Raw genomic sequence first — 20,568 nt, forward strand, 5'->3', positions numbered from 1 at the left:
GCCTTAGATGAACCAGGACATTCTGCGAATGACCGCTGTGCAGTTGCTTCAGCAGTTCCGGGATAAAACTCTCTCACCCGTGGACGTGGCGACGGAGATGCTCGATCAGATCGAGCGGGTCGACACGGTGACCAATGGTTTTTGTCTGGTGGACCGGGAGACCACTCTGTCCCTGGCACGGGAATCGGAGCAACGTTATCAGCAGGGGCAGACGCAGGGGCTGCTGGACGGCGTGCCTGTCGCAGTGAAAGACGTGTTTCTCACGCCCATGTGGCCCACCCTCAAAGGTTCGAAAACCGTTGATCCCAAATCGACGCTGGACAAATCGGCGCCGGCAACCGCCGCCCTGGCTCGACACGGTTATGTGCCCATCGGCAAGACCACAACGCCCGAGTTTGGCTGGAAAGGGGTCACCGACAATCCCACCGATGGGGTGACCAATAATCCCTGGGACCCGGCGCGAACCGCCGGCGGCTCCAGCGGCGGCAGCGGGGTCGCGGTCGCGCTGGGGATGGCGCCTCTGGCGCTGGGCACCGATGCGGGCGGCTCCATTCGCATTCCCGCTTCTTTCTGTGGCATCGTCGGGTTCAAAGCCTCCTTTGGTGAAGTGCCACACTGGCCCGCCAGCCCCTTTGGTACATTGGCGCATCCCGGTCCCATGACCCGGACCGTCGATGACTGCGCTCTGATGATGAATGTCCTGTCCGAAAATGATCACAGGGATACCTATGCCATTCCGCGGCGCCACATCGACTACACGGCCAATCTCGGGCGCAGCATCAAGGGCCTGAAAATCGCCTACAGCCCCAACCTGGGTTATGTGGATGTCGATCCCGAGGTTGAAGAAGCCGTGGCGGCTTCGGTTGAAGTCTTCAGAGAGTTGGGAGCGGAAGTCTTCCGGGTGGATCCCGGTTTCAGTGATCCACTGCCGGCGTTCGGGCATCTGTTCTACAGCGGCGTGGCCAACGCCATCCGTGAGCTGGGCAGCCGCAAACGGGACCAGATGGATCCGGAGCTGGTCAAAGTGGGCACCAAAGCGAGCCGCTTGACCATGCTCGATTATATGGGGGCAGTAAATGAGTCCATGGCGCTGCGCGAGCGCATGGCGCACTTCCATCAGAAGTACGATCTGTTGTTGACTCCGACGCTTCCGATCACCGCCTTCAAAACCGGCCGGGAAGTGCCCGAAGACTGGCCCCACACCCGTTGGCCGACCTGGACACCCTTTACCTATCCGTTCAATATGACCGGACAGCCGGCCCTGTCGGTGCCCTGCGGATTTGACAGCCAGGGTCTGCCGATCGGGTTACAACTGGTGGGCGCGCGCTTCAATGACGCCCTGGTGCTGCAGGCTGGTCATGCCTACCAACAGGCGAATGATCTGACCGACCGACGCCCCGGTCTGATGCAGCTATGATTGACAAGAGAACGATTGACGCTGGTAACCCCGCGTCGCCCAGCAATACGCCACGAAGTAATACGGGAGTGCTGTCATGCCACTGAGCAACATGGATTTCGAATTCTACGAGTCCGAAGATCCCATCTGGAATCCGGCGCTCATGACCATTCCCATTCCGGGTATCCGCAAAATGGTGAATCTGGCCTCCACACTGGACGATGTCGTTCATCTGTCCATTGGCCAGCCGGACCTGCCGACACCCCAGAATGTGATCAACGCCGCGACCGAAGCGTTGCAGCGCGGCCAGACCGGCTACACCATGGATGCGGGGCTGCCGGAGCTGTTGGAATCGCTGGCCATTTATTATGGCGAGCGGTACCAGCGCACGCTGAGCCCGGAAAATATCATGATCACCACCGGGGCCACCGAAGCGCTCTATCTCGCGTTGACGGCCGTGTCGGCTCCGGGACGGCACTTTATCGTGCCCGACCCGGCGTTCATGCTCTATTCTCCGCTGATTCGCATGAATGGTGGGGAAGTGACTGAAATTCCCACCCGGGCGGAGAACAACCACCAGCTCGACCCCTACGAAGTGATTGACGCAATTGAGCCCCACACCTACGGCATTGTGCTCAACTCACCCAGCAACCCCACGGGAACTGTTTACCCGAAGGAAACCCTGGATATCATTATCGAGGAGGCGGCTTACCGTGGGATTCAGATCATCAGCGACGAGGTGTATGACCACCTGATTTACGACGGTCAGACCTACCCCTCGGTATTGGCCTCCTGCACTGACCTGGACCACGTAATGGTGGTCAGCAGTTTTTCCAAAACCTACAGCATGGCCGGTATGCGTATTGGCTGGCTGATCGGCAGTCAGGGCGCGATCAAAAAGTTGCGCCGCTACCACATGTTCACCACCACCGTGGCCAATACGCCCTGTCAGTGGGCGGGGGTTGAGGCGTTGCACGGAAGCAACGATTTTATCAATTACATGTTGGCGGAATACACCAAGCGGCGGGACCGGTTGGTCGAGCTGGTGGAGAAAACTCCGCATTTGACCGGCTATAAACCGGAAGGCGCTTTTTACCTGTTTCCCTCTCTGCCGGAGGGAGCCAACGGCACGAACGTAGCCCTGCGTCTGCTGAAGGAGACCGGTGTGTGCACCATTCCCGGGGAGACCTTTGGCAGCAGTTGTGCCAACTCCCTGCGCCTGAGTTACTCCACCTCCATGGACAATATCGAAAAGGCGTTCGAGCGCATCATCCCCTGGATGGAACAGCAGGACTTTGATTGACTCTGTGGCGATTGACCGGGTGGAGCACTAAAGCAGGCGCGCCCGAAACTGGCGACCCTTGAGTTTGCCCTTGTTGATCAGATCCAGCGCCGTGCGCGCCTGCGGCCGCCTGACGGCGACGTAAGTGCGCATGTCCTGAAGATGGATCTTGCCCACCTCGCTGCCCTGCAAGCCTCCCGGTGCGGTCAGCGCGCCGAGAATATCCCCCCGGCGGACTTTCTGTTTTTTGCCGCCGTCTATCTGCAGCGTGGCCATGGAGGCCTTGTAACCGGGTTGTTGCAGCAGGGAAGCATCGGGCAGAGCCGTGGGTGTGACTCTTCCCTGTGAATCCAGCCGCTCCAGCTTGAACTGCTCTTTCTCTTCGTACAGGGTAATGGCCTTGCCGCTGTGCCCGGCACGGCCGGTGCGACCCACCCGGTGGGTGTGGACCGCGCGGTCGCGCGCAATTTCATAGTTGATGACCAGATCCACCGCGTCAATATCCAGGCCGCGGGCGGCCACATCCGTGGCCACCAGAACCGAAGCGCTTTTGTTAGCGAACATGACCATGGTCTGGTCCCTCTCGCGCTGCTCCAGGTCGCCGTGCAACGCCAGGGTATTGAGCCCCGCCTGGTTGAGTGCGCTGGTCAGCTCCTTCACCGCTTTTTTGGTATTGCAGAATACCAGCGCCGAGTCGGGTCGGTGGTGCAGCAGCAACAGGCGCACGGCCTCTGTTCGGGGACGATTGTTGACCGGGCAGAACAGCTGCTCAATGCTGGTGTCGTCGTGAGGCTCTTCCACGGTAATGCGAACCGGCGAGCTCATGATGCGACGGGCGATGGTCTCTATCGAGTCCGGGAAGGTTGCGCTGAACAATAGATTCTGGCGGGTGCGAGGGAGATAACTCACGATCGTATCCAACACCTCCTCAAAGCCCATGTCCAGCATGCGGTCCGCTTCATCCAGCACGAGCGTGTTGACCTGACGCAGCGTCAGAGTCTCCTTGCGCAGATGGTCTTCGATCCGGCCCGGCGTACCGACCACGATGTGCGCCCCGTGCTCGAGCGAGCCCACCTGCGGGCCAAAAGGCGAGCCTCCGCACAGTGTCAACACCTTGATGTTGGGCAGGGTGCGCGCGAGTTTGCGTATCTCTCCGGCCACCTGATCCGCCAGCTCCCGCGTGGGGCACAGGACCAGCGACTGCACCGCAAAGCTCCTGATTCGCAGCCTGTGCAATACCCCCAGGGCAAACGCGGCGGTTTTGCCCGAGCCGGTTTTGGCCTGGGCAATCACGTCCTCTCCGGCGAGGATCGGCGGCAGACTCTGGGCCTGTATCGGTGTCATTCGGTGGTACTGCAAAGAGGACAGGTTCTCGAGCAGGGCAGGATCCAGGGGCAGTGATGAAAAGTCGGTATTATTCACGGGAGCTCTCGGTATTGACTGGCAACAGAAGGGGCGGTTGTCGTGAACCGGATTCTACGGGTTTACGGCCGGATTCGCGAGTAAAACCCCCTGCATGAATAGCGCCTCGGCGTCTGCGGGAATGCTTCTGTGCCTGGTGGTCGGTGGTTGGTTGGCATCCTCTCTATTCGATTGCGCTCCGCATTCGGGTAGGCTATTGTATTGTCATACGATTAAAAAGACAGTGCTAATAACTAACGCTTGGAAATCATCCCCTTTATGCCTAAATACGTTATAAAGAGTCGCCTGATTTCGGGAGTTCTCCTGCTTTGGGCTCTCGCCGGGGGCGCGTGGGCGCAGGAAGCGGTTGCGAGCGAAGAAGAGGTAATGGTCATCCGCTATCCGGCGCTGGGTGAGGAGTATGGTCAAATCCAGACCGATTACTTTCTGGAGCTGCTTAATCTTGCGCTTTCCCGCTCGGGCAAAGTCTATCGTCTTGAGCCGGTGATCATGTCAGAATTCCGCGAAAGCCGAAGCGTGATGTCGGTGGCCAAGGGGATGTACGATGTCCATTGGATGAATACCAACGAGCGTCGCGAGTCGGTTTTGCGACCGATACGGATTCCTCTGTATAAAGGCCTGATTGGCTGGCGCCTTCTGATGATTCGCGACGGTGACCAGGCGCGTTTTGCGACTCTGGATGGTCTCGAGCCATTGAAGTCGCTGAAAACCGTCCAGGGGCATGATTGGCCGGATACCAATGTGCTCCTTCACAACGGTTTTAATGTTGTCCGCTCGGCCAGTTGGGAGGGCATGTTCAAAATGCTTTACGCCGGTCGGGTGGACTACTTTCCGCGCTCGGCCCTGGAGGTCTGGGACGAAGTGGAAGCCTTCTCCGAGCTTGATTTTTCGGTCGATCAATCGCTCGCTCTGGTGTACCCTTCGGCCTATTACTTTTTTGTCAATCGCGCCAACCGGGAGGTCGCCGAAGCCATAGAGCGGGGCCTTGATCGTGCGATTGAGGATGGCTCGTTCGACGAATTGTTCCTGTCATACCATGGAGAGTCCATCCGTCGAGCGAAGCTGGACCAGCGCAAGATTCTGCGGATCGATAATCCCATGATGACACCGCAGACACCACTGGATCGTGAGGAGCTCTGGTACCAGCCGTGAACGCTGTTTTTGTCAATCTGTCCATTTCTCCGGACGAATACCAACGCTGGTACCAGGGCAGTGCCCAGAACGTTCTGGCCTATACGGTCGATGGCCGCAGCGTCCGCTTTCCCGCTCCGATTCTGCGTCAATTTGTCACCCGACAGGGCATTCGTGGGCGCTTCAAAATCGCCTTTGACCAGCACAACCGCTTCCAGTCCATTGAAAAAATCGACTAGAAAGCGCAAATCCAGTATCCTTTGACCATTGTTTACGTATTGAAAGGACCTGCAAGTCCCGGCCCCTGTCCCGGGACTTGCAGGCCAATTGGTCCCGCCAGGCTAGGTAGCACTCGCATGTATTCCCTGATCCGCAAAGCCCTGTTTCAACTCGACCCGGAAACCGCCCATCACATTTCCCTCGATTGGCTCGGGGCGGCCGAGCGTTTGAAACTGCTGGGCCTGATCCGATCCAGACCCTCCTTCAGTCCACTGGAGGTGATGGGGCTACGCTTCTCCAACGCCCTGGGTCTGGCGGCGGGACTGGACAAGAACGGCGACTACTTCAACGCCCTGGGCGGTCTCGGTTTTGGCTCTGTGGAGATCGGGACGGTCACGCCCCGGCCGCAACCGGGCAATCCCAAACCGCGCCTGTTCCGACTCCCCGAGCGCGAAGCAATCATCAACCGGATGGGTTTCAACAACAAAGGCGTGGACTACCTGGTAGAGCGGGTCAAGCGGCGACGCTACACCGGGATACTGGGGATCAATATTGGCAAGAATGCCACCACACCACTGGAAAATGCGGTTGATGATTATCTGGTGTGTCTGCAGAAGGTTTACGCGCATGCCGAGTACATCACATTCAATATTTCTTCGCCCAACACTCCGGGGCTTCGGGATCTGCAGTTTGGCGACAGTCTCAGCCGTATGCTGGAACGACTGAAAGCCGAGCAGCAGGATCGCTATCAGGCCGAGGGGCGCTATGTGCCTCTGGTGGTCAAGATCGCTCCGGATATGGACGACGCCGCGATTGAGCAGGTGGCCGGTGTGCTGGTAGAGCAGGGTATGGACGGGGTGATTGCCACCAATACCACGATTGGTCGCGAGGGCGTTGAGTCGCTGCCGCACAGTGAAGAGGCGGGAGGCCTCAGCGGGTTGCCGGTGCGTGAGAAGAGCACCCGTATGGTATCGGCCCTGCGGGAACACCTGAAAGACCAGTTGCCCATTATCGGTGTTGGCGGGGTCAGCGATGGGCCCAGTGCGCGGGAAAAAATCGAGGCGGGCGCCCGCCTGGTTCAGACCTACACGGGCTTTATCTATCGAGGACCGTCACTGGTCGGCGAGGTCACTCGGGCGCTGTCCACGCGCTGACGGTACGGCTCTCCCGGCCTTTCAATAAACGCTTTGTTCGAGAGATATAAGATGGAATTCAAAAACGTAACCCTGCCCGCCAAAAAAAGCATTGCTCTGGTGGCTCACGATAACAAGAAAAAAGATCTGGTGGCCTGGTGTACCAAACATCGGGAGACGTTATCGCAGCATAATCTCTATGCGACTGGCACGACGGGCACGGTCATTGGCGAGGCGACGGAGTTGCCCATTACCCGCTTGATCAGCGGCCCTCTGGGGGGCGACCAGCAGGTGGGATCGTTGATTACCGAGGGCAAAGTGGATTTTCTGATATTCTTCTGGGATCCGTTCGAGCCCATGCCTCACGACCCGGACGTCAAGGCGTTGTTGCGCATCGCGGCGGTGTGGAATATTCCGGTGGCCTGTAATCAGATTTCGGCGGATTTTATGGTGGCCTCACCACTGTTCAACAACACCGTTGAACGCTCAATTCCCGACTACGAGCGCTATATGTCGATGCGTGCGCGCTAGTTGACATGTGTCTTAAAGCTTTGGGGTAGGGGTTGGGTACTCAATTGCCGGCTTTTCTCAGGAAGCGGTCCAGCTGTCGGGTGCTCAGTAGCCGTTTCAGGTAGCCCAACAGATAGGTGGGGAAGGTGACGTAGTAACGCGGCCGGGGGCGGGCGCTTTCGAGGGCTTTCTTCAGCCGTTTGTAGACGGCTTCGGGCCCCAGCGTGAAGCGCATGGCCGGGCCGGGCTTACTGAGCCGTTCTACCGAGCTCTGGTATTTTTCCCGATGACGACTGGCGTCCATGTTGATATTGCTCTGTAGAGCGCTCAATGCGTTTTTGCGAAAATCACTGGTAATGGGGCCCGGTTCAATCAGGCTGACATGGACGCCGGTTCCTTCCAGTTCCAGCCGCAGAGTGTCGGTCAGCCCTTCCAGTGCGAATTTGCTGGCGTTATAGGCGCCGCGAAAGGGCAGGGCCGCAAAACCCAGCACTGAGCTGTTCTGCACGATGCGCCCTTCGCCATTGGCGATCATCGAGGGCAGCAGGGCGTTGGTCAATTCGGCCCAGCCGAAAAAGTTGGTTTCGAATTGCCGTCTGAGCGTGTCGCGGTTGAGGTCTTCCACGGCGCCCGGTTGTCCGTAAGCGCCATTGTTGAACAGTCCATAGAGCTTGCCCTCGCACAGTTGCAGAGTCTCCTCGACGGCTCGCTGGATACTGCCCGAGTCTGCCAGGTCCATTTGAATACAGGTGAGCCCTTCGGCCTGCAGCCGGGATACGTCGGCCAGCTTTCGGCAGCTGGCAATGACGCGATAGCCATCTTTCTGGAGTGCATGGGCGCAATAGTGGCCGATGCCGGAGGAAGCGCCGGTCACGAATAGGGTTCTGGATTGGTTCATGGTGCGGAGTATCCCTGCTGTCCGGAGTTATAAAAGTGGTCGATGGCCAGTCTAGCACCCCGGCTAATCTGATTCGATAGCCTCACTGTCGCAGCTTTCAAACAGTTGTTGCCATTGATCGACGTGCTCACGGGTGGTCTGCTGAAAATCCGTGTGCAGTTGATTGACTGCCCGTCGGTAGTCATTCAGGGAGGCGCTCAGGCTCTCCGGCTGTTTTTCCGCCAACTGGTTGTAGGCCGTCAGGATGGCACCGGTGCGTTGATCGACGCTCGCCAGCCAGGGCTGTACCTCACCGACAAACACTTTGACCATGACGTTGCGGGCGTATTCGAGCTCTGGCTGCTGCAGCCCCCGGGGGCAGAGCGCCGCCTCGCGACGCGCCTCGGCCAGCATATCGTTGGCGGCCTCAAGATAATCCCGGGCGAGTTGCAGGCTTTGCAGCAGCTTGCCGCCCAGTTTATCGCCATCGAGGTGCTGGTATTGGCCCTCCAGGTCCGACAGCGAAGGCCACTGCTCGGCCTCCAGCCGGTCAGGCAAGTTGCTCAGATAGTTGAGCGCCGCCTCGGACTCCCGATAGCCCACAGTGGTGTCGGGCGTCAGCGGCTCGGTGGAGGTGCTCCAGAAGCGACGCATTTCCGGTGCCGCCAGAGTGGCGTTCCAGTAACGTGCGGGCCATTGCTCGGACTTTTTTTCCGCCAGGTCGGCGGCCAACTCGAGCAGCTCCTCGTCTTCCAGTTCGCGCTGGCAATAGTCGAGCTGGATCAGCAGCCGCCCGTCCATATGCAGATGCTGGGAGGGCACCATCACCCGGCCGAGCACGCTGTTGCGCTCTCCCAGAATTTCCGCCAGACCACATTCGCGAAAGCCCCAGTAATCCAACACTCCGACTGACAGCGGTTCTATGGTCTGTTGTAGCTCCCGCGGACGTGGCATGCGCGGTGGCGTCCCCCGCTCAAGCTCGGGCCGGGGCTGGTCCAGTACCCGGGACAGGCGCCCCAGATAATCGTCCAGAAGCCGCTCCGCCGGCGGGCGAAACAGGCAGCCGGTCGCTGCCAGAATCAGCAGCGCCGGGAGGGCGCGTTTTGCAAGAAAGGAGGTCAGGGCAAACATGAAGGCACTCGAGTCAGTAACACTATATTCATAGTTTACGCCACGAGGGAACGAATGGTTGTCCAGTGGTGCTTTTTGGCTCGTTAACGCAACACTCGGCGAAACAGATTCACTGCCATCTGATAACACTGCAGCGCCAATTCCGGATCATAACGGTCACCTTCATCGCGCATGAAGGCATGCTGCCCGTTGACCTCGACCCAACTGAAATTGCAATCGGCTTCTCGCAGCGCCCGGTTGATGCTGGCCCGGGGTTCGTCCGGTACGTGGGGGTCCTGGCGTCCCCAGATCATCAGCAGTTCTCCCCCGATTTCGTCGGCACGAACCAGCGTCTGGTCATCCGCATCGGCCGGCAGAGTGTTGGAGTGCAGGTCGGTCGCGTACAGGCAGCAGGCGGCCGTCAATGCTGGATTGAGCGCGGCTCTGAACGCCAGGTGACCACCCAGACAGACGCCCATGCTCCCGACCGAGCCCGAGTAGTAGCTCTGTCTGGCCAGGAAATCCACCATGGCTTGCGTATCGGTGTCGTGGTCTCGCAGCGGTTTGGCAAACTTGTCGGCGTTGCCCTTTTCCTTGCCGGCATCGTCATAGCCAAGCACGGTACCAACCGGGTTCAGTTCGTGTGCCACCTCCGGCACCAGCACCACGAAGCCATGGCCTGCCATGATCGCCGCCGAGCGGGCAATAGGCGCGGTCTGTTGAAAAATTTCCGAGTAGAAAATGATCGCCGGATACTGTCCTTCGGCCACGGGACGGTAAATGTAGGTGCGCATGGTGCCGGTCGGGGTTTCCAGATCGACGCTTTCGTTTTGGATGATCATGTTTTGTAGCTCCCATAAAAAAGCCCATTGGTGTTGGCCAATGGGCTTTTATTGTTACGGCAAGACGGCGGTTACACCGCCACTTGCTCGATCTGCACCGAGGCAATGCGTTTGCCTTCATCTGCCGACTTCTGGTAGTTCTCAATTTCATTGAAGTTGAGGTAGCGGTAGATGTCGCTGGCCATGCTGTTCAGGTCCTGGGTGTAGCTCAGGTACTCTTCGGGCGTGGGCAGCTTGCCGGTAATGGCGGCCACGGCGGCCAACTCGGCCGAGGCCAGGTACACGTTGGCGCCCTGTCCCAGACGGTTGGGGAAGTTGCGCGTGGAGGTGGAGACCACGGTGGAGTTCGGAGCCACCCGGGCCTGGTTGCCCATGCACAGTGAGCAGCCGGGCATCTCGGTGCGAGCGCCCTTGCGACCGAAGATGTTGAAGTAGCCTTCCTCCATCAACTGGTGCTCGTCCATTTTGGTGGGCGGAGCGATCCACAGGCGGGTGGCCAGTTCGTCTTTGGTGGCGTCCAGCAGTTTGCCCGCGGCGCGGAAGTGACCGATGTTGGTCATGCAGGAACCGATAAAGACTTCGTCGATCTTGGTGTCCTGCACGTCGGACAGCTTTTTGACATCGTCCGGATCGTTCGGGCAGGCCAGCAGCGGCTCTTTGATTTCGGCCAGATCGATTTCGATCACTTCGGTGTACTCGGCGTCGGCATCGGCTTCCATCAGGTCCGGGTTGGCCAGCCAGTCTTCCATCTTGCGCGCGCGGCGCTCCAGGGTGCGCACATCGCCGTAGCCCTGCTCGATCATCCAGCGCAGCATGGTGATGTTGGACTTCAGGTACTCGATGATCGGGTCTTTGCCCAGTTTGATGGTGCAACCGGCGGCGGAGCGCTCGGCCGAGGCGTCGGAGATTTCAAACGCCTGCTCCACCTTCAGGTCGGGCAGCCCCTCAACTTCCAGGATGCGGCCGGAGAAGATGTTCTTCTTACCTTTCTTCTCGACGGTCAACAGGCCTTTCTGGATGGCGTAGTAGGGGATGGCGTTGACCAGGTCGCGCAGGGTGATGCCCGGCTGCATCTCGCCCTTGAAGCGCACCAGAACCGATTCGGGCATATCCAGCGGCATGACACCGGTGGCGGCGGCAAAGGCCACCAGACCGGAACCGGCCGGGAAGGAGATGCCCAACGGGAAGCGGGTGTGGGAGTCGCCGCCGGTGCCCACGGTGTCGGGCAACAGCATGCGGTTCAGCCAGCTGTGAATGATGCCATCGGCCGGGCGCAGGGAGACACCGCCACGGGTCATGATGAAGTCGGGCAGGGTGTGCTGGGTGTCAATATCCACCGGCTTGGGGTAGGCGGCGGTGTGACAGAACGACTGCATGGTCAGGTCGGCGGAGAAGCCCAGGCAGGCCAGGTCTTTCAGCTCGTCCCGGGTCATGGGGCCGGTGGTGTCCTGGGAGCCGACCGTGGTCATGTAGGGCTCACAGTAGGTGCCGGGGCGCACGCCGTCCATGCCGCAGGCTTTACCGACCATTTTCTGGGCCAGAGTGTAGCCCTTGCCGGTGTCTTTGGGCTGCTCGGGCTTGCGGAACAGATCGGCGGGCGGCAGGCCCAGGGATTCGCGCGCTTTGCCGGTGAGGCCGCGGCCCACGATCAGCGGAATACGACCGCCGGCCTGGACTTCGTCCAGCAGCATGTCGGACTTGAGACTGAACTCGCAGATCAGGTCGCCGGTCTCGGCGTTGAGGATCTTGCCCTCGTAGGGACGCACTTCAATCACGTCGCCCATGTTCAGATCGTCCACCGGGGCCTCAAAGACCAGCGCGCCGGCGTCTTCCATGGTGTTGTAGAAAATCGGCGCCACCTTGCTGCCGATGCAGACACCGCCAGTGCGCTTGTTGGGCACGCCCGGAATATCTTCGCCGATAAACCACTGCACGGAGTTGGTAGCGGATTTGCGCGAGGAGCCGGTGCCCATCACGTCGCCCACCATGGCCAGCGGGTAGCCTTTGGCTTTCAATTGTTCAATCTGCTTGAGCGGACCCACGGTGCCCGGGTCGTCCGGGGTCAGGCCCTCGCGCTCGATCTTGTACATGGCGCGCGCGTGCATCGGGATGTCGGGGCGCGACCAGGCGTCCTGGGCGGGGGATAGATCATCGGTGTTGGTTTCGCCGGGCACCTTGAAGACCGTCAGTTTGATGCTCTCGGGGACCTTCTGGCGGCGGGTGAACCACTCGCCCTCGGCCCAGGAATTCATCACCTCCTGGGCGAAGGGGTTGCCGGCTCTGGCTTTCTCTTCCACGTCGTGGAAGGCATCGAACATCAGCAGAGTGTGCTTCAGTTCGTCGGCGGCCAGAGCGGCCAGCTTGTCGTTGTCCAGCAGGCCCACCAGGGCTTCGATGTTGTAACCACCGTGCATGTTGCCCAACAGCTTTACCGCCAGCTCGGTGTCAATCAGGGGGCTCTCGGCTTCGCCTTTGACAATAGCGCTCAAAAAGGCGGCTTTCACGTAAGCGGCTTCGTCCACACCGGCGGGTACGCGGTGGCTGATCAGCTCTACCAGCGTTTCTTCTTCTCCAGCGGGGGGATTTTTAAGCAGATCCACCAGGGCGGCGACTTGTTCAGCGTTCAGGGGTTTGGGGGGGACACCTTCCGCGGCGCGTTCCGCGACGTGATTACGATAGGCTTCAAGCACGATTGAGTTCCTCTGATTTTGTGGGGTTACTCTCGCAACAGGATCTCTGCCTTGAGAGACTATCCATGATCGTCATGGATCGAACTGGGCCGGGAGCCCGGTGCCGCACCCCTGAAAGGTTGATGGCGCGGCGGGTCGGGCGCGAATTATACAGTAAGGCCCTCTTGCTGTTAAGTCAGCGCCGGGCGGGCGAGTGATTGGGACAGTGGCGGGCTCGCTCTGGGCCTCGGGCCCTGTATAATGACGCTGGCCCTGACGGCCGACTGTCTCACAAGAATGATAACTTCAATAAAAACAGAAGCTTGAGCATGTTATGTGAGGCTGTTTATAACATGAGTCGGCATAAACAAAGGAACATCTTATGACGCTGAACACGATTTCTGCACAACGCCTTCTGGGCGTGAGCCTGCTATTGGCTCTGGCCGGTTGCGGGACTGAACATGACAACGCTGAGCCGGACGCCGGTGGCGTTACCGGGCAGGCGGAAAGTACCAGCAACGTTCGCGCGTCGGCGCCGGACACGGGCTGGGCGTGCCCCACAGCGCCGGGAACGGCCCCGTCCGGTCAACTGACCGCTGAGCGTATTCCCGGCTCCGCCAGCCAGCGGGAGCAGGCTGGCCTGTATGAGGGTCCTGTATGGATTGATGGCGCCCTGTACTTCTCCGACTTCACCTTTGAGGAAGGCTTCCCTTCCCGGGTGCAGCGACTGAAGGGCGACGGTAGCCTCGAAACCGCCCTCGAGGACAGCGGCAGCAATGGCCTGGCCGTGGATGGCGAGGGTCACCTGCTGGCCGCGACCCACGACCGCAAGGCGATCTCCCGCTACGATCTGAATAGTGGCGAGCGCGAGATTATTGTCGACGAGTACGAAGGCAGTCCTTTCAACTCGCCCAATGATCTGACCATGACCCGGGATGGCGTCATTTACTTTACCGACCCGGACTTTCAGCGCTCGGCGGCCCCGGGCGGACAACCGAAGACCCGGGTCTATCGTATAGAAGACGATCGCGTTACCGTGGTGGACGACACCCTGGCCAACCCCAATGGGGTATCGCTCTCGCCAGACGAGAAAACGCTCTATGTAGCCGGCGGCGGTGAAAACGGCGTGTTGCGCGCCTACCCACTCCAGGGCGATGGCCGTGTGGGTGAGGCCCGGGACCTGGCCGATATTACCGTTCCCGATGGGATGGCGATCGATTGTCTTGGCAATATTTATGTGACCGAGCATACTCGCCAGCGCGTTCGGGTCTTTACGCCTGAAGGCGAACCTCTGGCCGAGATCAGGGTGGATGCCAACATCACCAACGCCGCCTTCGGCGGCCCCGAACGTAAAACCCTGTACCTGACCGGTGCGGGGACCCTGTGGCACATTGATCTGGATGTAGCGGGATTTCCCTATTGATATGGCAGTATTCAAGCGCGTTAAAACACCCTGTGTAGGCGTCTGCTCCACCGGCATCGGCGATAGCGTCTGTCGGGGTTGCAAACGCTTTGCGCACGAAGTGATCGACTGGAACGCCTACGATCAGGAGCAGCGGTACCTGATCGTCAAGCGTCTGGAGGCGTTTTTGAGCCAGGTCGTGAGCCGGCGTTTCGAGATTTTTGACGAGGGGCTCCTGCAGCGGCAGATGCAGCATCAGCAGGTGCGGTTCAACCCGGACAGCGACCCCTATTGCTGGGTGTTTGACCTGCTCAAGGCGGGCGCCAGTCAGATCAGGAACCCGGGTGATTTCGGTCTGAGAGTCCGACCCGAGTGGCAGGGGGTGGCGCTCACGCAGTTGCGCGACCAGATCGATCACGACTATTACGAACTTTCCTGCGCCCACTACGAGCGCTTCATCGAGCCCGGTCTTGCCCAGGATGCGCTGCAGAAGGCGGCACAAAACACTTGAAGATTGTGACGTAAATGACTGATATAAAACCGATTATTGACTTTCTTTCCTGCGAGACCCCGGACGCCTGGGTCACCTGGGCTCTGGACAACGAAGCACTCTTGTTACTCGATCACGCCAACTGCGAAAAAAAGGCCGCCTCCACCGCGCTGACCCTGATGTATCGCTATGTGGGCGATTACGAGATGATGCACAAGATGTCCCGGCTGGCGCGCGAGGAGCTGCGCCACTATGAGCAGGTGATGAGCCTGATGCAGAAGCGCGGTCAGGCCTATGACCAGATTACCCCCAGTCGCTACGCCTCGGAGCTGCGCAAACCCATTCGCACCCATGAACCCGGGCGCTACGTCGACACGCTTATTGTGGGCGCCATCATCGAAGCGCGCTCCTGCGAGCGCTTCGCCAGGCTGGCGCCGCACCTGGATCCGGAGCTGCAGCAGTTCTATGAGTCCCTGCTCAAGTCCGAGGCGCGCCACTTTCAGGACTACCTGCGTCTGGCTCAGAAGGCCGCCGGAACGGAGTCGATCGAATCTCGGGTACAGCTGTTTCTGGCGCGCGAGCGCGAGCTGATCGAACAGCCGGATGACACCTTCCGCTTTCACAGCGGTGTGCCCTAGTGGGCTGCGCGGCTAATTCGGTAATGCTCAGCCGTCGCACAAGCGTCGTGGGCAAGGCGCGCGAGTGCAGGACTGGCCGTCGTCAATTCAAGCGAGCGCAACACAGCCCAAGGCGCTTGTGCGGCGGCCCTCCGGGAGCGCCTGTGCCGGCACGACTCAGCGTTGCGCTTCTTGACAAGGGAACCACCCTGGCCTGCGAAACGCGCCTTGATTCGCACCGGCACAGGCGCTCTGAGCGTTACCGAATTAGCCGCGCAGCCCACTACGCTTAACGGATCAATTTATGCCCAAGCAACCGAACAGCGGCGATCGCAACTTCGATGATTTGTCCGCGCGTTTTGGCCGCAATATTTATGGCGGCCTGAAAGGGCAGATACGGCTGGCGGTGTTGCGTCGGGACTTCGCCCAGCAGATACCCATGCCGCCCTTCATTCCGGACACTGGTAAACCCCCGATGCGCATTCTGGATGCCGGCGGGGGTCAGGGTCAGTTCTCCATTCCGCTGGCGCGGGCCGGGCATTCGCTGGTGCTGTGTGATATCTCCGAACAGATGCTGCTCGCGGCCCGGGAGGAAGCCGAGCGGCAGGGTGTGTCAGAGCGGGTTCAGTTGATCCAGAGTCCGATCCAGGAGCTGGCGTCTCACCTGCCCGACGACAGCACCAGTTTTGATCTGGTGATCTGCCATGCGGTTTTGGAGTGGGTGAGCAATCCCCGGCAGGTGTTGGAACATTTGGTAAACCGTCTGGCGCCGGGCGGTTATCTGTCGCTCAGTTATTACAATCTGCACGGCGCGGTCTACAAGAATCTGTTGCGCACCAATTTCAAGAAGGTCAAAAACGAGGATTACGCCGGCTTCCGCGGCAGTCTTTCGCCCACTCATCCGCTCTACCCGGAGGACGTGGATGAATGGTTGGCGCAGTGGCCGCTGGAGCGCCTGTGTTCGAGTGGTATCCGGGTGTTTCACGATTATATTCTGGATAAAGCCGCCCGCGAGCAGGACCCGCAAGCGCTCCTGGAGTTGGAGCTCAAATTCTCCCGCCAGGAGCCTTATCGCTCCCTGGGCCGGTATTTACACCTGCTACTAAGACGATCCTGACTAGTTTCGGTGGTTGGCGTCACGTCCGGCCCGCTCAGGGGTAGGCTGTTCCCGGACACGGCGTGAACCCATCCCTGGGGCCTCTCCACCAACATCCTGTTGGTGACGGTCCGGGAACAGCCTACCCCAGATCGGTCCTCCGCACCTTGTAGTAACCCCCGAGCGAGCCCGTAGGGCGAATAAGCGTCAAGCGCATCCGCCGCAGAGCGTACCAATTCCCAACAAATTTTCTGGAGAGACCGATTCTACAAGGCTCGTAGGACCGATTTGGGGCGGACTGTTTCAAGACCGTCAACCGCGGGACTAGTGTTGACGAGTTACAGGGATGTACTCGCCACGTGTCTTGAAACAGTCCACCCCAAAGCGGGCCGGACGTGAAGCCGCCCATCGAGTGTCTTCCCAAACCAAAAGTTCAAGTAACCTCAAAACCCGAACTACCCAAGCTGCTTAAGCAACAACTCCTTTGCCTCATTGACCTTGGCCGCCAGATAATCATTACCGCCCCGGTCCGGATGCAGCTTCTGCATCAGCCGGCGGTGTGCGGCGATCACCTCCTCGCGGGTGACCTCCGACTCCACCCCTTTCAGGCCCAGCGTATCCATCGCCTCGCGTGCCGTCATCTGACCGCTGGGCGGACTGCCCGGCGGGGGTTGTTGCTGCGTCTTGGCTTTATGCTGCCTCCAGAGCGGAAACAACTGAAACCCCAGCGCCAATATCGTTTTGGCCAGCGGGAAAAGCGCACCGATGACCGCGAAAATCCAGTGCACGCGGCCCGTGGCCACCATCAACACCAGCAGCAAACCGCCGCCCCAGAGCGCACAGCGCCATAGCAACTTGCGCTGTTTCTCCGGAGGAAGGCGCCGGATATAAGCCAATCCGGCCCAGGCCCCGATCATGACAATCAGGGCGATTAGCAATCGAATCATAGAGGACTCATCTAGCGAAATACCTGGCGACGTATACAATGGGCGCATTATAACGGCTCACCGCTCACAGAAGACAGGGTAAACCCATGAAACAGATACGACACGCCTGGCTCATCGCATTGACGGCCCTCATGCTCTCCGCCTGCTCCAACACCGAACTACCGGAAGGCATCGAGCCGGTGGAGGGTTTTGAGTTGCCGCGCTATCTGGGCAAGTGGTATGAAATCGCCCGGCTGGACCACTCATTTGAGCGTGGCCTGGAACGAGTCACCGCCGAGTATCAGATGCGCAATGACGGCGGCGTGCGGGTGATCAACCGGGGCTACAATCCGGAAGAGGGCAGCTGGGAGCAGGCCGAGGGTAAGGCCTACTTTATTGACTCGCCCGACACCGGGCGTCTGAAAGTGTCATTCTTCGGGCCTTTTTACGGCGGGTACAACATCTTCGAGCTGGACGACAACTACGAGTATGCCATGGTGGCCGGGCCCGACCGCTCGTATCTGTGGATTCTGGCGCGCACTCCGACGTTGGATGATGAGCTTCAGGCGCGTCTGGTGGAGCGCGCCGACGCGTTGGGGTTTGATACCGACGCGCTCATTTTCCCCGAACCGGCTGAGACGGAGTGAGTAGTGGGCCGCGCGGCGCACCATCAGGTATAATCCGCGCCTCATTGGACTGTATTGAATTGAGGTCATTATGCAAGAAGCCGGGGCCCCGTCGCCCGAAGTGCGACTGCCCGCCGAGTGGGAACCCCAGGACGCGATACTTCTGACCTGGCCCCATCGCGACAGCGATTGGGCGCCACTGCTGGAGGAAGTGACCCAGCTGTACGAAGGGCTGGTGACGGTCATTGCCGACTATGCCGATCTGATCATCGCCGTTCCCGAAGCGGAGCTCGACGTTATCGCCGAGCGGCTTGAGGCCATGTCGGTTCCCATGGAATTTGTGCATCTGCGGCCGGCCCCCAGCAACGATACCTGGGCACGGGATCACGGACCCATTACCGTCCTGGAAAATGGTCAGGTCAAGTTGCTCGATTTCCAGTTCAACGGCTGGGGCAACAAATTCGAGCACGAACATGACAATGCTCTGACCGGAATTCTGCACCGGGACGGGGCCTTTCCCGAAGTGCCTGTGGAGCGGCAGGACTGGGTGCTCGAGGGCGGCTCCATTGAAGTGGATGGGCGGGGCACGCTGCTGACCACGGAAGCCTGCCTGCTCAACCCCAATCGCAATCCCGACCTGAGCCGGGAAGAGATTGAACATCGCCTGCAGCAGGCCTTGGGCGTGCGCAAGGTCAACTGGCTCAAGCACGGGCACCTTGTCGGCGACGATACCGACAGCCATATCGACACCCTGGCCCGGCTCTGCCCCAATAATGTCATTGCCTATGTGCAGTGCGACGATCCCGAGGACGAGCACTTTGCGGAGCTCAGAGCCATGGCTCTGGAGCTCGCCGAAATGACCGACGCCGAGGGTCGTCCCTATACTCTCGTGCCTTTACCCTGGCCTGGCCCCGTGCTCAATGATGAGGACGAACGCCTGCCCGCGACCTACGCCAATTTTCTGGTGGTCAATCAGGCTGTGTTGGTTCCCCAGTACGACTGCCCCAGTGACGAAGTGGCGCTGGAGCAGATCACCCAGGCCTTTCCCGGCTACCATATTTTCGGCATTCCCTGTTCCGTGTTGATCGAGCAGGGGGGCAGCTTGCATTGCATCACCATGCAACTACCGGAAGGAGTGCTTTATGACCCAGCTTAAGGTTGGAATGATTCAACACGCCTGCAGCGAGGACCTGGCGTCCAACCTGGAGACCACCATCAATGGCATCCGGGCGGCGGCCGGGCAGGGCGCCCAGCTGATTGTGCTGCAGGAATTGCACCGGGGCCTGTACTTCTGTCAGCAGGAATCGGTCGATGCCTTCGATCTGGCCGAGCCGATTCCCGGCCCGAGCACCGAGGCGCTGGGAGCGCTCGCGCGCGAGCTGGATGTGGTGATCGTCTCCTCTCTGTTTGAGCGTCGGGCGGCCGGCCTGTATCACAACACGGCGGTGGTTCTGGAGCGCGATGGCCGCATTGCCGGAAAGTACCGAAAAATGCACATACCGGACGATCCCGGGTTTTATGAAAAGTTTTACTTCACGCCTGGTGACCTGGGTTTTGAACCGATCCAGACCTCGGTGGGTAAGCTCGGTGTACTGGTGTGCTGGGATCAGTGGTTCCCCGAAGCGGCCCGGTTGATGGCCATGGCCGGCGCCGAGCTGTTGATCTACCCCACGGCCATCGGCTGGAGTCGGGAAGACGACCCGGACGAGCAGGAGCGTCAGCGCCAGGCCTGGATTACCATTCAGCGCTCGCACGCCGTTGCCAATGGTCTGCCGGTGATCAGCGTCAACCGTATCGGTCACGAATCAGACCCGGGCGGTGGTGAGGGCATCGACTTCTGGGGCACCAGTTTTGCGGCCGGGCCCCAGGGCGAGTTTCTCTATTGCGCCTCCACCGACGAGGCGGACAATGCGGTCGTCACCCTGGATCTGGCGCGCAGTGAAAATGTCCGGCGAATCTGGCCTTATCTGCGCGATCGCCGTGTGGATCACTACGGGGACCTGCTAAAACTTTACCGGGATTGACGGAAGCCAACGGTCGGGATGAAACACCCACCATCCGTTGATGAATCTTAATCCGCAAACATGAACATCAGGAGCACCTTTGTATGGCGTTTCCCAAGATCGGCAACCTTGCCCCGGATTTCACGCTGACCAACCAGGACGGCGAAGCCGTCAGTCTGAAAGACTTCCGCGGTAAGCAAAATGTCGTATTATATTTTTATCCTAAGGCTTCGACGCCAGGGTGCACGACTCAGGCGTGCGGCTTGCGCGATGCCCAGAAGGAACTCGCCAGTCTCGATACGGTCATATTGGGTGTAAGCCCGGACAAGGAAGCGGCGCTGCGCAAGTTCATCGACAAGCAGGGGCTCAATTTCGATCTCCTGTCCGATCCGGATCATGCCGTGGCCGAAAAATATGGTGCCTGGGGCCTGAAGCAGTTCATGGGCCGGGAGTTTATGGGAATCCTGCGCACCTCCTTCCTGATTGATAAGGAGGGTCGTCTTCAGCACATCCTGGACAAGGTCAAAACCAAGACCCACGATGAGCGTGTGCTGGCTTATGTTCAGGCGCACTTTTAGTCAGTGACCGCGGAGACAAACAGACCGTCGTTTGGCAAAAAGCGCCGGTAAAATGTCGGTTTTGGATATAAGATCGGGTTTTTAATAGAAATGTGATCTTAGTCCGGGTTGCATGTCGGTTTTTTGATCCCGTTGGCGACATTTTTCCGTTGTTTGTCCTATACTACGGGTGTTCTCATTGGTAGCCGGTGGTGTGTTCAGTAGGAGCCTCCAGAGTGGTCCGGCCAGTGGTTAGTCGG

The 20,568-nt window shown here is 59.5% G+C and carries 20 protein-coding genes; 14 read left to right on the plus strand and 6 right to left on the minus strand.

Annotation, left to right across the window (positions count from 1 at the left end):
- Nucleotides 1-7: 7 nt before the first annotated feature.
- Both AAE484_RS04215 and AAE484_RS04220 read left to right on the plus strand, forming a co-directional pair.
- On the plus strand, nucleotides 8-1,417 hold the full coding sequence (locus AAE484_RS04215; RefSeq protein WP_341937087.1) for an amidase: 1,410 nt from the start codon (nucleotides 8-10) through the stop codon (nucleotides 1,415-1,417).
- A 76-nt stretch (nucleotides 1,418-1,493) separates the two neighbouring features.
- Nucleotides 1,494-2,699 carry a pyridoxal phosphate-dependent aminotransferase gene (locus AAE484_RS04220; RefSeq protein WP_341937088.1) on the plus strand — a complete coding sequence of 402 codons (1,206 nt, stop codon included), beginning with the start codon at nucleotides 1,494-1,496 and terminating at the stop codon, nucleotides 2,697-2,699.
- A gap of 27 nt (nucleotides 2,700-2,726) precedes the next feature.
- Here AAE484_RS04220 and dbpA read toward each other — a convergent pair whose 3' ends face one another.
- Complete coding sequence (gene dbpA / locus AAE484_RS04225; protein WP_341937089.1) at nucleotides 2,727-4,100, minus strand: ATP-dependent RNA helicase DbpA; 1,374 nt, start codon at nucleotides 4,098-4,100, stop codon at nucleotides 2,727-2,729.
- A gap of 366 nt (nucleotides 4,101-4,466) precedes the next feature.
- On the opposite strand from dbpA, the gene AAE484_RS04230 reads away from it, so the two are divergent.
- The 4 genes from AAE484_RS04230 to AAE484_RS04245 all read left to right on the plus strand — a co-directional run bounded on the left by AAE484_RS04230 (nucleotide 4,467) and on the right by AAE484_RS04245 (nucleotide 7,114).
- A complete protein-coding gene (locus AAE484_RS04230; protein WP_341937090.1) occupies nucleotides 4,467-5,252 on the plus strand; it encodes a transporter substrate-binding domain-containing protein in 786 nt (261 codons plus the stop codon).
- On the plus strand, nucleotides 5,249-5,470 hold the full coding sequence (locus AAE484_RS04235) for a DUF2835 domain-containing protein (protein ID WP_341937091.1): 222 nt from the start codon (nucleotides 5,249-5,251) through the stop codon (nucleotides 5,468-5,470). Before AAE484_RS04230 ends, AAE484_RS04235 begins: the two co-directional genes overlap by 4 nt.
- A gap of 117 nt (nucleotides 5,471-5,587) precedes the next feature.
- Nucleotides 5,588-6,604: a quinone-dependent dihydroorotate dehydrogenase gene (locus AAE484_RS04240; RefSeq protein WP_341937092.1), complete on the plus strand. Its 1,017-nt coding sequence runs from the start codon at nucleotides 5,588-5,590 to the stop codon at nucleotides 6,602-6,604.
- Nucleotides 6,605-6,655: 51 nt separating this feature from the next.
- On the plus strand, nucleotides 6,656-7,114 hold the full coding sequence (locus AAE484_RS04245; RefSeq protein WP_341937093.1) for a methylglyoxal synthase: 459 nt from the start codon (nucleotides 6,656-6,658) through the stop codon (nucleotides 7,112-7,114).
- 40 nt (nucleotides 7,115-7,154) lie between these two features.
- Here the strand turns inward: AAE484_RS04245 and AAE484_RS04250 are convergent, their stop codons facing one another.
- The 4 genes from AAE484_RS04250 to acnB all read right to left on the minus strand — a co-directional run bounded on the left by AAE484_RS04250 (nucleotide 7,155) and on the right by acnB (nucleotide 12,612).
- Nucleotides 7,155-7,991: an SDR family oxidoreductase gene (locus AAE484_RS04250; RefSeq protein WP_341937094.1), complete on the minus strand. Its 837-nt coding sequence runs from the start codon at nucleotides 7,989-7,991 to the stop codon at nucleotides 7,155-7,157.
- 63 nt (nucleotides 7,992-8,054) lie between these two features.
- A complete protein-coding gene (locus tag AAE484_RS04255; RefSeq protein WP_341937095.1) occupies nucleotides 8,055-9,101 on the minus strand; it encodes a DUF3080 family protein in 1,047 nt (348 codons plus the stop codon).
- Between the two features lie 83 nt (nucleotides 9,102-9,184).
- Nucleotides 9,185-9,922, minus strand: a complete 738-nt coding sequence (locus tag AAE484_RS04260) for a dienelactone hydrolase family protein (protein ID WP_341937096.1) — start codon at nucleotides 9,920-9,922, stop codon at nucleotides 9,185-9,187.
- Between the two features lie 71 nt (nucleotides 9,923-9,993).
- Nucleotides 9,994-12,612 (minus strand): bifunctional aconitate hydratase 2/2-methylisocitrate dehydratase, encoded by a 2,619-nt coding sequence (gene acnB, locus AAE484_RS04265; protein ID WP_341937097.1) that lies wholly within the window; start codon nucleotides 12,610-12,612, stop codon nucleotides 9,994-9,996.
- A 361-nt stretch (nucleotides 12,613-12,973) separates the two neighbouring features.
- On the opposite strand from acnB, the gene AAE484_RS04270 reads away from it, so the two are divergent.
- The 4 genes from AAE484_RS04270 to AAE484_RS04285 all read left to right on the plus strand — a co-directional run bounded on the left by AAE484_RS04270 (nucleotide 12,974) and on the right by AAE484_RS04285 (nucleotide 16,217).
- Nucleotides 12,974-14,014, plus strand: coding sequence for an SMP-30/gluconolactonase/LRE family protein (locus tag AAE484_RS04270; protein ID WP_341937098.1), 1,041 nt, complete (start codon nucleotides 12,974-12,976; stop codon nucleotides 14,012-14,014).
- A gap of 1 nt (nucleotide 14,015) precedes the next feature.
- Complete coding sequence (locus AAE484_RS04275) at nucleotides 14,016-14,504, plus strand: DUF1289 domain-containing protein (protein WP_341937099.1); 489 nt, start codon at nucleotides 14,016-14,018, stop codon at nucleotides 14,502-14,504.
- A 14-nt stretch (nucleotides 14,505-14,518) separates the two neighbouring features.
- A complete protein-coding gene (locus AAE484_RS04280) occupies nucleotides 14,519-15,121 on the plus strand; it encodes a tRNA-(ms[2]io[6]A)-hydroxylase (protein ID WP_341937100.1) in 603 nt (200 codons plus the stop codon).
- 283 nt (nucleotides 15,122-15,404) lie between these two features.
- A complete protein-coding gene (locus AAE484_RS04285; RefSeq protein WP_341937101.1) occupies nucleotides 15,405-16,217 on the plus strand; it encodes a methyltransferase domain-containing protein in 813 nt (270 codons plus the stop codon).
- A gap of 434 nt (nucleotides 16,218-16,651) precedes the next feature.
- Here AAE484_RS04285 and AAE484_RS04290 read toward each other — a convergent pair whose 3' ends face one another.
- Nucleotides 16,652-17,143, minus strand: a complete 492-nt coding sequence (locus AAE484_RS04290) for a molecular chaperone DnaJ (RefSeq protein ID WP_341937102.1) — start codon at nucleotides 17,141-17,143, stop codon at nucleotides 16,652-16,654.
- 86 nt (nucleotides 17,144-17,229) lie between these two features.
- Here AAE484_RS04290 and AAE484_RS04295 point away from each other — a divergent pair, with 86 nt between their 5' ends.
- From AAE484_RS04295 to bcp, 4 genes are all read left to right on the plus strand, one after another.
- Nucleotides 17,230-17,769 (plus strand): lipocalin family protein, encoded by a 540-nt coding sequence (locus tag AAE484_RS04295; RefSeq protein ID WP_341937103.1) that lies wholly within the window; start codon nucleotides 17,230-17,232, stop codon nucleotides 17,767-17,769.
- A 70-nt stretch (nucleotides 17,770-17,839) separates the two neighbouring features.
- Nucleotides 17,840-18,904: an agmatine deiminase family protein gene (locus tag AAE484_RS04300; RefSeq protein ID WP_341937104.1), complete on the plus strand. Its 1,065-nt coding sequence runs from the start codon at nucleotides 17,840-17,842 to the stop codon at nucleotides 18,902-18,904.
- Entirely contained in the window at nucleotides 18,891-19,772 is an 882-nt protein-coding gene (locus AAE484_RS04305) for a carbon-nitrogen hydrolase (RefSeq protein ID WP_341937105.1), read from the plus strand. Before AAE484_RS04300 ends, AAE484_RS04305 begins: the two co-directional genes overlap by 14 nt.
- Nucleotides 19,773-19,855: 83 nt before the next feature.
- Nucleotides 19,856-20,329, plus strand: coding sequence for a thioredoxin-dependent thiol peroxidase (gene bcp, locus AAE484_RS04310; RefSeq protein ID WP_341937106.1), 474 nt, complete (start codon nucleotides 19,856-19,858; stop codon nucleotides 20,327-20,329).
- Nucleotides 20,330-20,568: the final 239 nt, after the last annotated feature.

It is taken from the genome of Marinimicrobium sp. C2-29 (assembly GCF_038419845.1).
Lineage (GTDB): Bacteria > Pseudomonadota > Gammaproteobacteria > Pseudomonadales > Cellvibrionaceae > Marinimicrobium.

Bases quoted from the DNA above. Each gene is read 5' to 3' on its own strand.
- bcp (WP_341937106.1), top strand. From the start codon at position 19,856: ATGGCGTTTCCCAAGATCGGCAACCTTGCCCCGGATTTCACGCTGACC.
- AAE484_RS04285 (WP_341937101.1), top strand. From the start codon at position 15,405: ATGCCCAAGCAACCGAACAGCGGCGATCGCAACTTCGATGATTTGTCC.
- AAE484_RS04260 (WP_341937096.1), bottom strand. From the start codon at position 9,922: ATGATCATCCAAAACGAAAGCGTCGATCTGGAAACCCCGACCGGCACC.
- AAE484_RS04295 (WP_341937103.1), top strand. From the start codon at position 17,230: ATGAAACAGATACGACACGCCTGGCTCATCGCATTGACGGCCCTCATG.
- AAE484_RS04270 (WP_341937098.1), top strand. From the start codon at position 12,974: ATGACGCTGAACACGATTTCTGCACAACGCCTTCTGGGCGTGAGCCTG.
- AAE484_RS04300 (WP_341937104.1), top strand. From the start codon at position 17,840: ATGCAAGAAGCCGGGGCCCCGTCGCCCGAAGTGCGACTGCCCGCCGAG.
- AAE484_RS04305 (WP_341937105.1), top strand. From the start codon at position 18,891: ATGACCCAGCTTAAGGTTGGAATGATTCAACACGCCTGCAGCGAGGAC.
- AAE484_RS04240 (WP_341937092.1), top strand. From the start codon at position 5,588: ATGTATTCCCTGATCCGCAAAGCCCTGTTTCAACTCGACCCGGAAACC.
- AAE484_RS04275 (WP_341937099.1), top strand. From the start codon at position 14,016: ATGGCAGTATTCAAGCGCGTTAAAACACCCTGTGTAGGCGTCTGCTCC.
- AAE484_RS04215 (WP_341937087.1), top strand. From the start codon at position 8: ATGAACCAGGACATTCTGCGAATGACCGCTGTGCAGTTGCTTCAGCAG.
- AAE484_RS04245 (WP_341937093.1), top strand. From the start codon at position 6,656: ATGGAATTCAAAAACGTAACCCTGCCCGCCAAAAAAAGCATTGCTCTG.
- AAE484_RS04255 (WP_341937095.1), bottom strand. From the start codon at position 9,101: ATGTTTGCCCTGACCTCCTTTCTTGCAAAACGCGCCCTCCCGGCGCTG.
- AAE484_RS04230 (WP_341937090.1), top strand. From the start codon at position 4,467: ATGGTCATCCGCTATCCGGCGCTGGGTGAGGAGTATGGTCAAATCCAG.
- AAE484_RS04280 (WP_341937100.1), top strand. From the start codon at position 14,519: ATGACTGATATAAAACCGATTATTGACTTTCTTTCCTGCGAGACCCCG.
- AAE484_RS04220 (WP_341937088.1), top strand. From the start codon at position 1,494: ATGCCACTGAGCAACATGGATTTCGAATTCTACGAGTCCGAAGATCCC.
- AAE484_RS04250 (WP_341937094.1), bottom strand. From the start codon at position 7,991: ATGAACCAATCCAGAACCCTATTCGTGACCGGCGCTTCCTCCGGCATC.
- AAE484_RS04290 (WP_341937102.1), bottom strand. From the start codon at position 17,143: ATGATTCGATTGCTAATCGCCCTGATTGTCATGATCGGGGCCTGGGCC.